Below are 13,218 nucleotides of genomic sequence, written 5' to 3'. Positions count from 1 at the left end.
GTTCAGTACCTCACCCTCGGGTCGACGGCGGCCGCGACGAGGTCGACGACGAAGTTCGTGACGGCGACGATGACCGCGATCATCACGACGATGCCCTGCACCGCCACGAAATCGCGCGCTTTGAGGTACTCGGCGAGCATGAACCCGAGCCCCTTCCATTCGAATGTCGTCTCGGTCAGCACGGCTCCCGCGAGCAGCAGTGCGACTTGCATGCCCATGACCGTGATGATCGGAATCAGTGCGGGCCGGAAGGCGTGCTTGGTGAGGAGCCGGTACTCGCTCACGCCGCGAGAACGACCGCTCGTGACGAACTGCTGCCCGAAGGTGCCGATGACGTTCGTGCGGATGAGCCTCAGGAACACCCCGGCGGTGAGCAGGCCCAGGGCGACCGAGGGGAGCACGGCGTGCCAGAGCACGTCGCCGACCAGTTGCATGTCGCCGAGTCGAAGCGCATCGAGCAGGTAGATGCCGGTCGGCGCATCCACGCCGCCCATGACGAGCTCGGTGCGCGTGCCGGCGCGGCCCGCGACCGGGAGCCAGCCGAGCCAGACGGAGAACACGAGCTTGAGGAGCAGCCCGACGAAGAAGATCGGCGTCGCGTACGCGAGGATCGCCATGATGCGGAGCACCGCGTCCTGCCAGCGGTCGCGCCGGTATGCGGCGATGAGCCCGAGCGGAATGCTGATGACGAACGCGACGATCAGCGCGTAGAAGACGAGTTCGAGCGTGGCGGAGCCGTACTGGAACAGGATCTCGATGACGGGGCGGTTGTCCGTGATCGACGTGCCGAAATCTCCGCGGAAGATGCCGCCGAGGTAGTCGAAGTACTGCACGATGAGCGGTCGGTCGAATCCCGCCTCGTGCACTCGCTCGGCGAGCTGGTCGGGAGGGAGCCGCCCGCCGAGGGCTGCCGTGATGGGGTCGCCGGTGAGGCGCATGAGGAAGAAGACGACGGTGACGAGGATGAACACGGTCGGGATGATGAGCAGGAGGCGGATCAGGACGTAGCGTCCGAGCCCACCTCCGATCGGGGCGCGTCGCGCCGCGACGACAGGTGCGGGAGCAGTCATGTGAGAGCCTGTTCGCGTCGTTCCATGGCAGCGGGCCCCAACGCGAGGGTGGAGCCCGCTGCCACGGCGTGCGCTACTTGGAGATCGGCGCGTACCGGAACTTGAACGATGCGTCGAGCGTGGTGCCCTCGACGTCCGTGCCCGTGTAGGCGACCTGCTTGCCCTGCAGGAGCGGCAGCGTCGACAGATCGTTCGCGACGAGTTCCTGGATCTTGCCGATCTCGTCCATCCGCTTCCCCTCGTCGGTCTGCGTCTGCTGCTCGACGATCAGGTCGTTCACCTCGGGGTTGTCGTAGTGGTTGCCGAGGAAGTTCTCCTTCAGGAAGAACGGCGAGAGGTAGTTGTCAGCATCCGAGTAGTCGGGGAACCAGCCGAGCTGGTAGGCCGGGTACACGTCGGCGGTGCGATCCTTGGAGTACTGCACCCACTCCGTCTGCTGCAGGTCGACCTCGAAGAGTCCGTCCTGCTCCAGCTGCGTCTTCACCATGGCGTACTCGTCGCCGGAGGACGGGCCGTAGTGATCCCCGTTGTACTGCAGGCTGAGTTGCACCGGGGTCTCGACGCCCGCATCTTCGAGGCGCTGCTTGGCCTTCGCGGCGTCGGGTGCGCCGGCGCCGTCGCCGTACATCTCCTTCAGCGGCTCGGTCGCGCCCGGAAGGCCGTCCGGCACGAACGAGTAGAGCGGGCTGTACGTGTCTTTGTAGACCTCTTTCGCGATCGCCGCTCGGTCGACGAGGTCGGCCGCGGCCTGGCGCACGGCCATCGCCTTCGCCGGGTCTGCGTCGGGCGCGGTCGCACCGTAGGGCTGCGTGTTGAAGTTGAACACGATGTAGCGGGTCTCGCCGCCGGGGCCCTCGACGAGCTTCACGTCGTCGTTCTTGGCCAGTTCGTCGTTGTCGGTGGCCGACAGCGAGCGGAAGGCGACGTCGATCGCCCCGCCCGCGATGTCGAGCTTCAGATTCGAAGCATCGGCGTAGTACTTGACGTTCACGCCGCTGTTCGCCGGTTCGCCGAGGTTGCCCTGGTAGCCGTCGAACGGGGCGTACGCGATGAGCTCGTTCAGCTTGTACGAGGTGATCTCGTACTGGCCGGCGAAGGCTTTGCCCGACACGATCTCGTCGTCGCCGGTGAGCGCATCGGCGGCGAAGACGTCTTCATCGACGATCGGCGCGGCGGGGCTCGATAGGATCAGCGGCCAGACCTGGTCGTCGCCGTTCTTGAGCGTGAACACGACCGTGGTGTCGTCGGGAGCCTCGACGCTGTCCAGGTTGCCCAGCAGCGACGCGGGGCCGTTCGGGTCGTTGATCGCCACCTGACGGTCGAAGGAGAACTTCACATCGCTCGACGTGAGGTCGTTGCCGTTGGCGAATGTCAGCCCCTTCTTGAGCTTCACGGTGTACTCGGTGGGCGAGGTGAACTCGGCCGACTCCGCGATGTCCGGCGTGACCTCAGCGGTGCCGTACTCGCTGTTGAGCAGGAACGGATACACCTGGTTCATGACCGCGAACGATCCGTTGTCGTACGATCCGGCCGGATCGAGCGACGTGACTTTGTCGGTCGTGCCGATCATGATGGCGTCACCGCCCTCGTCGCCGCCATCGCCTGAACCGCTGGTGCTACTCGTGGCGCACCCGGTGAACAGCAGTGCGGCGCCCATCAGAGCGGCCGCAGACATCATCGTCTTCTTCAATCTTTTTCCCTCTCACTACCCGGGAAACGCGCATCACTACGGTGTCGATGCGCCCGGTGTTTGAACATTCGCAGCCTAGCGGGGCTCTCTCGCTCATTGGGAAAAGTGGAGACGATCTGTCTGACAGATCCTCCTGGACCCCTCCAGCACTCGTATGGAGCGGTGTTTCACACGACGCGTCGCCCGGCCCGCCACACACCCCGCACCAGCGGCATCCCCGGCCGGTAGGCGAGATGGGTGACGGACGGCGCGTCGAGCAGCTGCAGGTCGGCCCGCGCACCGGGCACGACCACGCCGACCGCACCCTGCTCCGCACCTTTGGGATCCCGCCAGCCGTCTCGGTCCATGCCGAGCGCGATGGCTCCGCCCAGCGTGGCGGCGCGCACCGCCTCCTGCACGGTCACCCCCATCTGCAGCACCGCCGTCGCGACGCAGAACGCCATGGAGCTGGTGTACGAGGTGCCGGGGTTCGCGTTCGAGGCGATCGCGAGCACCGCCCCCGCGTCGAGCAGCGCTCTCGCAGGCGCCAGCGGCATCCGCGTGGAGAGGTCGCACGCGGGGAGCACCGTCGCAACCGTGCCGCGGCGTCCCGATCCCCCACTCCACTCGGCCCAGGAATCGGCCAGCGCGGAGACATCCTCCTCGCTGAGGAACCCGAGATGATCGACGCTGAGCGATCCAGCGCCGACGGCGAGCCGCACCCCCGGTCCGTGCCCGAGCTGATTGCCGTGCACGCGGGTTGCGAGACCTGCGCGCCCGGCGGCCGCCAGCACCCGCTCCGTCGCGGCCTCGTCGAATGCACCGCGCTCGCAGAAGACATCAACGGCGCTGACGTGCGGCGCGACGGCGTCGAGCATCGGCCCGGTGACGAGATCCAGGTACCCCTCGGGGTCGGCGCCGGCGGGCACCACGTGCGCGCCGAGGAAGGTCACGGCATCCACATGCCTGCCCGCGACGACGGCCGCGCGCTGCTCGTCGCGCACGGTGAGACCGTACCCTGTCTTCGTCTCGATCGTCGTGGTGCCGCCGCGCCGCGCCTCGGCCACCAGTCGCTCGAGGTTCGCCTCGAGCGCGGCATCAGTCGCGGCGCGCGTCGCCTCGACCGTGACGTTGATGCCACCGGCGGCGTAGGCCTCGCCCGCCATCCGAGCCTCGAACTCAGCGGTGCGGTCGCCGGCGAAGACGAGATGGGTGTGCGAGTCGACCCACCCCGGCAGCACCGCGCGCCCAGCGGCATCGACGCGCTCGTCGGCCGCGGGGGCGTCGGCCGCCGCACCGACCCACGCGATGCGATCCCGCTCGATCAGCACGGCGGCATCGTGCAGGCGACCGCCCCCGGCATCGTCGTTCGTGGTGAGTTCGCCGATGTTGTCGATGAGCAGGCTCGCCGATCCCGTCATCGCGTCACCAGGCCTGGTCGGTGTTGCGGATCACGGGGGCCACCGGGATGCGCACGCCGCGCTCGCCCGCCACGTCGACTGCCCGCTGGTAGCCGGCATCGACGTGGCGGATCACCCCCATGCCCGGGTCGTTCGTCAGCAATCGCTGCAGCTTCTCCGCCGCGAGCGGTGTGCCGTCGGCGACCGAGACCTGGCCGGAATGCTGCGAACGACCGATGCCGACGCCGCCGCCGTGGTGCAGCGAGACCCACGTGGCCCCCGACGAAGCGGCGGTCAGGGCGTTGAGCAACGGCCAGTCGGAGATGGCGTCGGAGCCATCCGCCATCGATTCGGTCTCGCGGTAGGGCGAGGCGACCGACCCGGAGTCGAGGTGATCTCGTCCGATCACGATCGGAGCAGACAGCCTGCCCTCGGCCACGAGCTCGTTGAAGCGCACGGCCGCCTTCGCGCGGTCGCCGTAGCCGAGCCAGCAGATGCGCGCGGGCAGTCCCTCGAACTCCACGCGATCCTGAGCCGCCCGAATCCACCGGTGCAGGTGCTCGTTCTCCGGGAAGAGCTCGAGGATCGCCTCGTCCGTCACGCGGATATCTTCGGGGTCTCCCGAGAGCGCCGCCCAGCGGAACGGGCCGAGGCCCTCGCAGAACAGCGGACGGATGTAGGCCGGCACGAACCCGGGAAACTCGAATGCTCGGTCGTACCCGCCGGTGCGCGCCTCGTCACGGATGGAATTGCCGTAGTCGAAGACCTCGGCGCCCGCGTCCTGGAATTCGACCATCGCCCGCACCTGGGCCGCCATCGCGGCCTGCGCATCGCGGGTGAACTGCTCAGGATCCGCCTCGGCCCGCTGCAGCCGCTCCCCCACCTCGTAGCCGATCGGCAGGTAGCTCAGCGGATCGTGCGCGCTCGTCTGATCGGTGACCACATCGATGGTGATCTCGCCGGCGCGGTGCCGGCGCAGGATCTCGGGGAACACTTCGGCCGCGTTCCCGACGAGTCCGACGGACCACCCGCGCTGCTCCTCCTTCGCCTGCTGGACCTTCGCGAGCGCCTCGTCGACGCTGGTCACGACCTCGTCAAGGTAGCGCTTGCTGACGCGGCGTTCGAGTCGACTCTGGTCGACGTCGACGATGAGGCACGCGCCCTCGTTGAGGGTGACGGCGAGGGGCTGCGCTCCGCCCATTCCCCCGCAGCCGCCGGTCAGGGTGATGGTCCCGGCGAGCGTGCCGCCGAAGCGCTTGCGCGCGACCGCGGCGAATGTCTCGAACGTGCCCTGCAGAATGCCCTGCGTGCCGATGTAGATCCAGGAGCCGGCGGTCATCTGGCCGTACATCATGAGGCCCTCGGCTTCGAGCTTGCGGAATTCGGGCCAGTTCGCCCAGTCCCCCACGAGGTTCGAGTTCGCGATGAGGACGCGGGGCGCCCAGACGTTCGTGCGGAATACGCCGACCGGCTTGCCCGACTGCACGAGCAGGGTCTCGTCCTCCTCCAGGTCGCGCAGGGTATCGACGATGGCGTCGAACGCCTCCCAGCTCCGCGCCGCTCGGCCGGTGCCGCCGTACACGACGAGGTCGTCGGGGCGCTCGGCCACCTCTGGATCGAGATTGTTCATGAGCATGCGCAGCGGTGCCTCCGTCTGCCAGCTCTTCGCAGAGAGCTCGCTGCCTCGTGGGGAACGGACGGGGCGTGCGCCGGGAAGTGCCATCATTGGACCTTTCGCTGAAGTGCTGGATCGCGGGCCTCATCCCGCTTCCCCTATCCCAGCGGTTCGCCCGCCTCGCGACAACGCAGCAACGCCCGCGCCTGTCCGGAGTGCCAGACAGGCGCGGGCGTTGCTGAACGCGCTACCTCTGCTGCCCGAGCTCGATGTGGGCGCCCGGAATCGCGGCGAGCAGGTTCTTCGTGTACTCCTCCTGCGGATTCTCGAACACCTCATCAGTGGTCGCCTGCTCCACGATGCGGCCCTGCTGCATCACGCAGACACGATCCGCGATGAGGCGCACGACGGCGAGGTCGTGGGTGATGAACAGATACGTGAGTCCCAGTTCGCGCTGCAGCTGCGCGAGCAGGTCGAGGATCTGCGCCTGCACCAGCACGTCGAGCGCCGACACCGCCTCGTCGAGCACGAGGATGTCGGGCTTGAGGGCGAGCCCGCGCGCGACGGCGACGCGCTGCCGCTGCCCTCCCGAGAGCTCGTTCGGGTAGCGCGTCGCCAGTTCCCGCGGCAGGGCGACCTGATCGAGCAACTCGTAGACGCGCGCCTTCCGGCTCGCGGCATCACCCACGTCGTGGATCTTGAGGGGCTCCATGATGGTGCTCGCGATGTTGTTGAGCGGGTCGAGGGATCCGTACGGGTCCTGGAACACCGGCTGCAGCGTGCGGCGGAGGTCGAAGAGCCCCCGCCCCGACAGATCCGCGGTCTCCTGACCGCCGATCCGTATCGAGCCCGACGACGGCTTCTCGAGCTGCAGCACCATCTTCGCGATGGTGGATTTGCCGGAGCCGGATTCCCCGACCAGGGCCAGGGTCTCACCGCGGTTGACCGAGAACGATGCGCCGGCGACCGCGTGGAACTCCTCCGATCCGAAATTGCCCTTCCGGATCTTGTAGATCTTGCCCAGATCCGAGACCTCGATCATCGGCTCGCCGTGTTTCACGGTCGGCTTCGGCTCGTCGGCGAGTGCCGAGAGGTCGAACGTCTGCGTGGGCGCGGTGGGGAGCTCGGCGTCCGCACCGATGCGACGGGATGCCAGGCTCGGCGCCGCGGAGACGAGCCGCTTGGTGTACGGGTGCTGCGGGCGTTCGAGGATCTCCCGGCTCGGCCCCGACTCCACGATGTTGCCCTTGTACATCACGATGAGCTTCTCGGCGCGCTCAGCAGCGAGCCCGAGATCGTGGGTGATGAAGACGACGGCCGTGCCCAGCTGCTGCGTGAGCCCCTGCAGATGATCGAGGACGACGCGCTGCACGGTCACGTCGAGCGCTGAGGTCGGCTCGTCGGCGATCAGCAGCTGCGGACTGGCGGCGAGGCCGATGCCGATGAGCGCTCGCTGCTTCATCCCGCCGGAGAACTGGTGCGGGAACTGCTTCATGCGCTGGGCGGCGTTCTGCAATCCGGCCTGTTCGAGCACCTGGATCGCGCGCTCGCGCACCTCCTTCTTGCCGGTCGCGAGTCCGTTCGCGCGGACCGCTTCCTCGACCTGGAACCCGACCGACCACACCGGGTTGAGGTTCGACATCGGGTCCTGCGGAACGAGACCGATCTCGCGGCCGCGAATGCGCTCCATCTCGCGGCGCCCGAGCCCGACGAGTTCTCGGCCACCCCACTGCACGGACCCCGCGGTCACCCGCCCGGTGCCGGGCAGCAGGTTGATCACGGCGTGCATGGTCGTCGACTTGCCCGAACCCGACTCGCCGACGATGGCGACCGTCTCGCCCGGATAGACGTCGAAGTCGATCCCGTGCAGCACCTCGTTCACCTGCCGGTCGACCGTGAACCCGACCTTCAAGTCGCGCACGCTCAGCAGCGGCTGCATGAATTCCTGCGTTGCTTCAGTCATGTGTGCTTCGTTCATCGTCGTGCTCTCGCCTTCGGGTCAAGCGCATCCCGAACCGATTCGCCGAGGAGGATGAATCCGAGAACGGTGATGGTGAGTGCCAGGGACGGGTAGATCAGCGGCATGGGATCCGTTCGCAGTGAGAGCTGAGCAGCGCTGATGTCGTTGCCCCAACTGATGAACTGACCGGCCGGAAGCCCGACGCCCAGGAAGGACAACGTCGCCTCGGCGACGATGGCGGACGCGAGCGAGAGCGTCGTGACGACGATCGCCGGGGCGATCGCGTTCGGCAGCACGTGCCGCACGAGCGTCGCGAACCTCGACAGTCCGAGGGATTCCGAAGCCATGACGAAATCGGCGTTCTTCACGCGAAGAATCTCGCTTCGGACGATTCGCGCGGTGATCGGCCAGGAGAACCCGCCGATCGCGAGCGCGATGACGAGCGGATTGCGGTGGTCCGACAGCACGCTCATGACGACGACCGCGGCCAGGATGTACGGGATCGAGAAGAAGATGTCGCCGAGTCGCGACAGCACGGTGTCCAGCATGCCCCCGAAGAATCCGGCGAGCGCCCCCATGACGGTGCCGACCACGAACGTGATCGTGATGACGAGCAGGCCGACGGATACCGAGGTCGACGTGCCGTGGATGATGCGCGAGTACACGTCGCACCCCTGCTTGTTGTACCCGAGCGGGTGCCCGGCGGAGGGGCCGGCGTTCGAGAACGTCAGCGCGCACGCGCGCGGATCCGCCTGGCTGAACAGGCCGGGGAAGAGCGAGATCAGGGCCACGACGAAGATGATCACCGCGGAGATCCAGAACATCGGACGCCGGCGCATGTCGCGCCAGGCGTCGAGCCACAGCGTCGACTTCTTCTCCGAGATGCGGACCGCGTCCACGGCGACGACCGGAGTCTCGTCGATCGGCGCGACGAAATGGGTGATGGGCGGCCGCACACGGCCGGCCGATTCGTGAGAGGAGCGGGGTGCATCAGGCATAGCGGATCCTCGGATCGAGTACGGCGTACAGCAGGTCGACGGCGAGGTTGACGCCGAGGTAGATCAGCACCATCACGGTGACGAACGACACCACGGTCGTGTTCTCGCCCTTGAGGATGGCGTTGAAGAGCACGTTGCCGACGCCGGGCACGTTGAAGATGCCCTCGGTGACCGTGGCGCCCACCATCAGCGTCCCGAAATCGGTCGCCGTATTGGTGATCGTCGGGATCAGCGAGTTGCGGAGCACGTGCACCGGGATGACGCGCCCGCGGCTGAGCCCCTTGGCGTAGGCCGTGCGCACGAAGTCCTGATTCAGCGTGTCGATCACGGATGCCCGAGTGAGACGCATGCTGGTCGCGTAGAGCGAGGCGCCCAAGACGATCGCCGGCAGCAGCAGATCCTGCAGTGGTGCGCCAGCGCCGACGGTCGGATTGAACCACCCGAGCTTGAGCCCGAGGCCGTACTGCGCGATGAAGGCGACCACGAAGATCGGGACGCTCAGGAACAGCAGCCCGATGATGAGGTTGATGTTGTCGAAGAACCGCCCCTTGCGCAGACCGGAGAAGAGCCCGATCACGATCGCGAGCACCAGCGAGATCGCGATGGCCATCAGCGCGAGCTTGATGGTCACGGGGAACGTGCGGGCCAGGATCTCGGAGACCGGCTCGCCCGAGAAGCTGATGCCGAAGTCGCCGACGAAGAGCCCCTGCAGGTACAGCAGATATTGGATGAAGAACGGCTTGTCGAGGTTGTACTGCTCGCGGAGCCGCTCCAGCACGGCGTCGCTCGGCACCTTGTCGCCGAACATCGCGGCGACCGGGTCGCCCGGCATGGCGAACACCATGAAGTAGATGAGGAATGTGGTGCCCAGAAGGACTGGGATCACCTGGAGAACTCGGAAGAGGATGTATCTCAGCATGCGCCGCTCCCCCGTTCACTGGTCGTAGACATCGTGCGTTTTCTCTCGCAATCGTGGCGCGAAACGTCGTCGGGACGCCAGTGTCCCTGCCGCGTCGGAAATGGTATCGCTCGAGCGGTGATGCCGCCCGAACGAGGTTCAGGCCCCGAACCGGTGTTCGGGGCCTGAAGGAACTCGATCAGTTCTTGGTGATCTCGTTGAACAGCGGCACGGAGTTCCAGCCGAAGGCGACGTTGTCGACGCCCTCGCTGTGGCCACCGGTGGTGCCCTGGTACCACAGCGGAATCGACGGCATGTCTTCGAGCAGCATCTCCTGCGCATCGTTCAGCTTCTCGATGCGCGCGTCGTGGTCGCTCTCAGCGGCGGCCTCGTCGAGCAGCGCGTCGAACTCGGGGTTCGCGTAGAAGCCGTGGTTCGAGCTCGCGCCGGTGTAGTAGAGCGGCTGCAGGTAGTTGTAGGCACCCGGGTAGTCGCCCTGCCAGCCGGCGCGGAAGGGACCGCCGACGACGTCGGCTTCACGGTCGTCGAGGAACGCCTGGAAGGTCGGGTAGAGCTTCGGGGCGGCCTCGATGTCGAGGTTGTTGGCCCACTGGTTGGCGACCGCTTCGACCCACACCTGGTGGGGGCCGTCTGAGTTGGTCGCGACCTCGAGCGTTCCCTCGAACGGGCTCATGGCGTCTGCTTCGGCCCAGAGCTTCTTCGCCTCGTCGGCGTTGAACTCGAGCTTCTCGGCGCCTTCGAGATCCTCGGCGTAGCCGTCGACCACGGGAGAGGTGAAGTCCTTCGCCGGCACGTTCGTTCCCTCGAAGATCACATCGATGATCTCTTCGCGGTCGAGCGCCATCGACAGCGCAGCACGGCGCAGCTTGCCCTCTTCGCCCGAGAAGTGCTCGAGGTTCTCGGAGATCGCGAGCGTCGTCGTCAGGGCGCCGGCCTGGTTGATCGCCCGGTCGCCGAGCTCATCCTGGAAGACGGCGAACGACGTGTCGGGAATCTGATCGAGCACGTCGAGGTTGTTTCCGAGCAGATCGGTGTACGCCGCGTCGAGCGAGGCGTAGATCTTGAACTCGACGCCGTCGTTCGCGACCTCGCGGGGGCCGACGTAGCTCTCGTTCTTCACCAGGCTGATGGACTCGTTGTGCTTCCATGCACCCTCGCCGTCCATCTGGTACAGCCCGTTGCCGATCGGGTTCTGGCCGAACGCCTCCATGTCTTCGAACGCGACATCGGGAAGCGGGTAGTACGCCGAGTAGCCCAGGCGATCCGGGAAATCGGGGGTGGCCTTCACGGTGAAGGTGTAGTCGTCGACGATCTTGAGGCCCGACATCTCCTCGACCGGCTCGGTCTCGCTGAAGCCCTCGATCGTGCTGAAGAAGTACTGGTTGCCCATCGCGTTGTCGACGTTGGCCGCGTAGTTCCAGGCGTCGACGAAGTTCTTCGCCATGACCGGGGTGCCATCGGAGAACACCGCGTCTTCGCGGAGCGTGATGGTCCACGTGGTGTTGTCGTCCGACTCGATCGACTCTGCGACGCCCATCTGGGTCTTGCCGTCGATGTCGTAGTACACCAGGCCCTCCCACAGCGCGTCCACGACCTTGCCGCCGCCGACCTCAGTCGTGTCGGCGGGTACGAGCCCCTTCTGCGGCTCGGTGTTGTTGACGGTGATGATGCCGCCGCCCGAGCCCGCGTCGCCGCCGCCTTCGCCACCGTTCGACGAGCAGCCCGAAAGCGCGAGCGCGCCTGCTGCGGCCAGGGCGATGAACGTGTAGCCGATCCGTGATCGCTTCACTGGTTTCCTCCTTGAAATGTCCCCCGGCATGCCGACAGAACTCGCGTTCGGTCGCACCCGACAGATTCGATAGTACGAAAACAGCCTACAGACCTGTCAGACCGGATGCGTGCAATTCGGCCCAGCGTAACGCCTTCGTAACAGAGATCTGTGGTTCTCGGAGAAAGATCCCACCCGAGCCTCCCGGGCACTGTGGGCACTCGACACTTTCCTGAGAGTCCGGCGATACGCTGTCGCCATGACTTCGGCCGCGCTGCGCACTCGCCTCCGCTGGGAGATCGCCATCGTGCTCGCGCTGTCGTTCGGAGCATCCGCCGTGTACGCGATCGTCTCCATCGTCGAGCGGCTCACCCGCGAGACGGCCCTGTCGCAGCAGACCGCGACGATCAACCGTCCGCTCTCCGACCGGCCGGTCTTCGACCTGATCTCCCAGCTGCTCTCGTTCGCCTTCGGGCTGGCTCCCGTCGCACTGGTCGTCTACCTGCTCTGGTCGAGCACGCGCCCGCATCTCTCGCGGCTCGGGCTCGGTCGCCCGCTCGACGCGGGGCGCGCATGGGGGGGCAGAGAAGCGGGCGGAGGCGTGCTGCTCGCCGCCGCGATCGGCATACCGGGAATCGCGTTCTACCTCTTCGCCAAAGCGATCGGCATCAACACGACCGTGGTGCCGACCGCGCTCGACGCCGCGTGGTGGACGGTGCCGGTACTCGTGCTCCAGGCCCTGCGCGCGGCGCTCGGAGAGGAACTCATCGTCGTCGCCTACCTCTTCGAACGACTCAAGCGCCTCGGCGTCGGGCCCTGGGCAACGATCGTCATCAGTGCGCTCCTCCGCGGCAGCTATCACCTGTATCAGGGCTTCGGCGGCTTCATCGGCAACGTGATCATGGGCGTCATCTTCGGCTGGGTGTACCAGCGATGGGGCCGCGCCCTCCCCCTCGTGGTCGCGCACTGGGCGCTCGACATCGCAAGCTTCGCAGGCTACCCGCTCGCGGTCGCCCTCTGGCCGGCGCTCTTCAGCGCGCCGGCAGGGTGAGCGCCGACCGGTTCGCTCCGACCCTCCCCGTCAGCCGGCGGGGGTGATGCTCTTCGCAAAGGCGTCGGTCAGGCCCCAGAGCTCGTCGTACAGCTCGGGCGCCGCCTCGCATCGCTCCGCGGGCTTAAGTACTGAGTAGGTGCCATCGGCCCCCTGCGTGATCCCCCACTGGGTGCGCATGGCCGCGCACTCCTCCGGCAGCGAATTGATCAGCGGGCTGCTCAGCTGCAGATTCACATTGTCGGGAATCGAGTAGCTCGTCATACCGAACTTCAGACTGAGCTGCGAGGTGACGCCCCACGCCGGGATGTCGAGCGGCGTGGTCGGTCCGACCTCGACCGCGGGGACCTCATCCGGGTCGGTGTCCTCCGCGTCGGCGTCGTCGGCATCCGCGTCATCGGCGCCGCTCGACGGCGACGGCGTCGCGCTCGGAGCGGCCGTTGTGGTCGGCTCCTGGTTCGAGGCATTCCCGTCATCCGATCCCCCGCGTGCCAGGTTCACGAGGACGATGCAGACGATGATCGCGATGACGGCAACCGCGCCGACGACGATCCAGGGCAGCGCCTTGGGCGCGGCACGCGTCCCCTCGCTTCGCGGCTCCGTCGACAACTGCGCCGTGCGCACGCGCTCCGCCTGCTCGTACGAGAGACGGTCGCGCGCCGGAACGGGCTGCGGCTCCGCCGGCGGAACGGGTCGCGTCTCAGCCGGCGGCTCGGCGTCTGCTGGTCCGAAGAGTTCCTCGAATGGATCTTTACTCACGCCGACAGC

The 13,218-nt window shown here is 67.1% G+C and carries 10 protein-coding genes; 1 reads left to right on the top strand and 9 read right to left on the bottom strand.

What is annotated here, in order from left to right; genetic code table 11:
• Positions 1-2: 2 nt before the first annotated feature.
• The 8 genes from WFH23_RS10720 to WFH23_RS10685 all read right to left on the bottom strand — a co-directional run bounded on the left by WFH23_RS10720 (position 3) and on the right by WFH23_RS10685 (position 11,420).
• Positions 3-1,070: an ABC transporter permease gene (locus WFH23_RS10720; protein WP_336662498.1), complete on the bottom strand. Its 1,068-nt coding sequence runs from the start codon at positions 1,068-1,070 to the stop codon at positions 3-5.
• Positions 1,071-1,143: 73 nt separating this feature from the next.
• Positions 1,144-2,745: an ABC transporter substrate-binding protein gene (locus WFH23_RS10715; RefSeq protein WP_090151380.1), complete on the bottom strand. Its 1,602-nt coding sequence runs from the start codon at positions 2,743-2,745 to the stop codon at positions 1,144-1,146.
• A gap of 182 nt (positions 2,746-2,927) precedes the next feature.
• Entirely contained in the window at positions 2,928-4,160 is a 1,233-nt protein-coding gene (locus tag WFH23_RS10710; protein WP_336662497.1) for an amidohydrolase family protein, read from the bottom strand.
• Positions 4,161-4,164: 4 nt separating this feature from the next.
• On the bottom strand, positions 4,165-5,862 hold the full coding sequence (gene hutU, locus WFH23_RS10705) for a urocanate hydratase (RefSeq protein WP_336662496.1): 1,698 nt from the start codon (positions 5,860-5,862) through the stop codon (positions 4,165-4,167).
• A 139-nt stretch (positions 5,863-6,001) separates the two neighbouring features.
• Complete coding sequence (locus WFH23_RS10700; RefSeq protein WP_090150786.1) at positions 6,002-7,717, bottom strand: dipeptide ABC transporter ATP-binding protein; 1,716 nt, start codon at positions 7,715-7,717, stop codon at positions 6,002-6,004.
• Positions 7,718-7,728: 11 nt separating this feature from the next.
• A complete protein-coding gene (locus WFH23_RS10695; RefSeq protein WP_090150788.1) occupies positions 7,729-8,712 on the bottom strand; it encodes an ABC transporter permease in 984 nt (327 codons plus the stop codon).
• Positions 8,705-9,631, bottom strand: a complete 927-nt coding sequence (locus WFH23_RS10690) for an ABC transporter permease (RefSeq protein ID WP_090150790.1) — start codon at positions 9,629-9,631, stop codon at positions 8,705-8,707. Before WFH23_RS10690 ends, WFH23_RS10695 begins: the two co-directional genes overlap by 8 nt.
• Positions 9,632-9,809: 178 nt before the next feature.
• Complete coding sequence (locus WFH23_RS10685) at positions 9,810-11,420, bottom strand: ABC transporter substrate-binding protein (protein ID WP_176698364.1); 1,611 nt, start codon at positions 11,418-11,420, stop codon at positions 9,810-9,812.
• 238 nt (positions 11,421-11,658) lie between these two features.
• Here WFH23_RS10685 and WFH23_RS10680 point away from each other — a divergent pair, with 238 nt between their 5' ends.
• Positions 11,659-12,450, top strand: coding sequence for a CPBP family intramembrane glutamic endopeptidase (locus tag WFH23_RS10680; RefSeq protein ID WP_336662495.1), 792 nt, complete (start codon positions 11,659-11,661; stop codon positions 12,448-12,450).
• A 30-nt stretch (positions 12,451-12,480) separates the two neighbouring features.
• Here the strand turns inward: WFH23_RS10680 and WFH23_RS10675 are convergent, their stop codons facing one another.
• Positions 12,481-13,209, bottom strand: coding sequence for a hypothetical protein (locus tag WFH23_RS10675; RefSeq protein WP_336662494.1), 729 nt, complete (start codon positions 13,207-13,209; stop codon positions 12,481-12,483).
• Positions 13,210-13,218: the final 9 nt, after the last annotated feature.

Origin of the sequence: Leucobacter sp. USHLN154 (assembly GCF_037145595.1) — a bacterium.
GTDB classification, from domain to species: Bacteria; Actinomycetota; Actinomycetes; order Actinomycetales; family Microbacteriaceae; genus Leucobacter; species Leucobacter alluvii.
This window is presented reverse-complemented; position numbering and strand designations above follow the sequence as displayed.

Excerpts from the sequence above, each read along its gene's own strand:
- WFH23_RS10720 (WP_336662498.1), bottom strand. The coding sequence starts at position 1,070 with ATGACTGCTCCCGCACCTGTCGTCGCGGCGCGACGCGCCCCGATCGGA.
- WFH23_RS10715 (WP_090151380.1), bottom strand. The coding sequence starts at position 2,745 with ATGTCTGCGGCCGCTCTGATGGGCGCCGCACTGCTGTTCACCGGGTGC.
- WFH23_RS10710 (WP_336662497.1), bottom strand. The coding sequence starts at position 4,160 with ATGACGGGATCGGCGAGCCTGCTCATCGACAACATCGGCGAACTCACC.
- hutU (WP_336662496.1), bottom strand. The coding sequence starts at position 5,862 with ATGGCACTTCCCGGCGCACGCCCCGTCCGTTCCCCACGAGGCAGCGAG.
- WFH23_RS10700 (WP_090150786.1), bottom strand. The coding sequence starts at position 7,717 with ATGACTGAAGCAACGCAGGAATTCATGCAGCCGCTGCTGAGCGTGCGC.
- WFH23_RS10695 (WP_090150788.1), bottom strand. The coding sequence starts at position 8,712 with ATGCCTGATGCACCCCGCTCCTCTCACGAATCGGCCGGCCGTGTGCGG.
- WFH23_RS10690 (WP_090150790.1), bottom strand. The coding sequence starts at position 9,631 with ATGCTGAGATACATCCTCTTCCGAGTTCTCCAGGTGATCCCAGTCCTT.
- WFH23_RS10680 (WP_336662495.1), top strand. The coding sequence starts at position 11,659 with ATGACTTCGGCCGCGCTGCGCACTCGCCTCCGCTGGGAGATCGCCATC.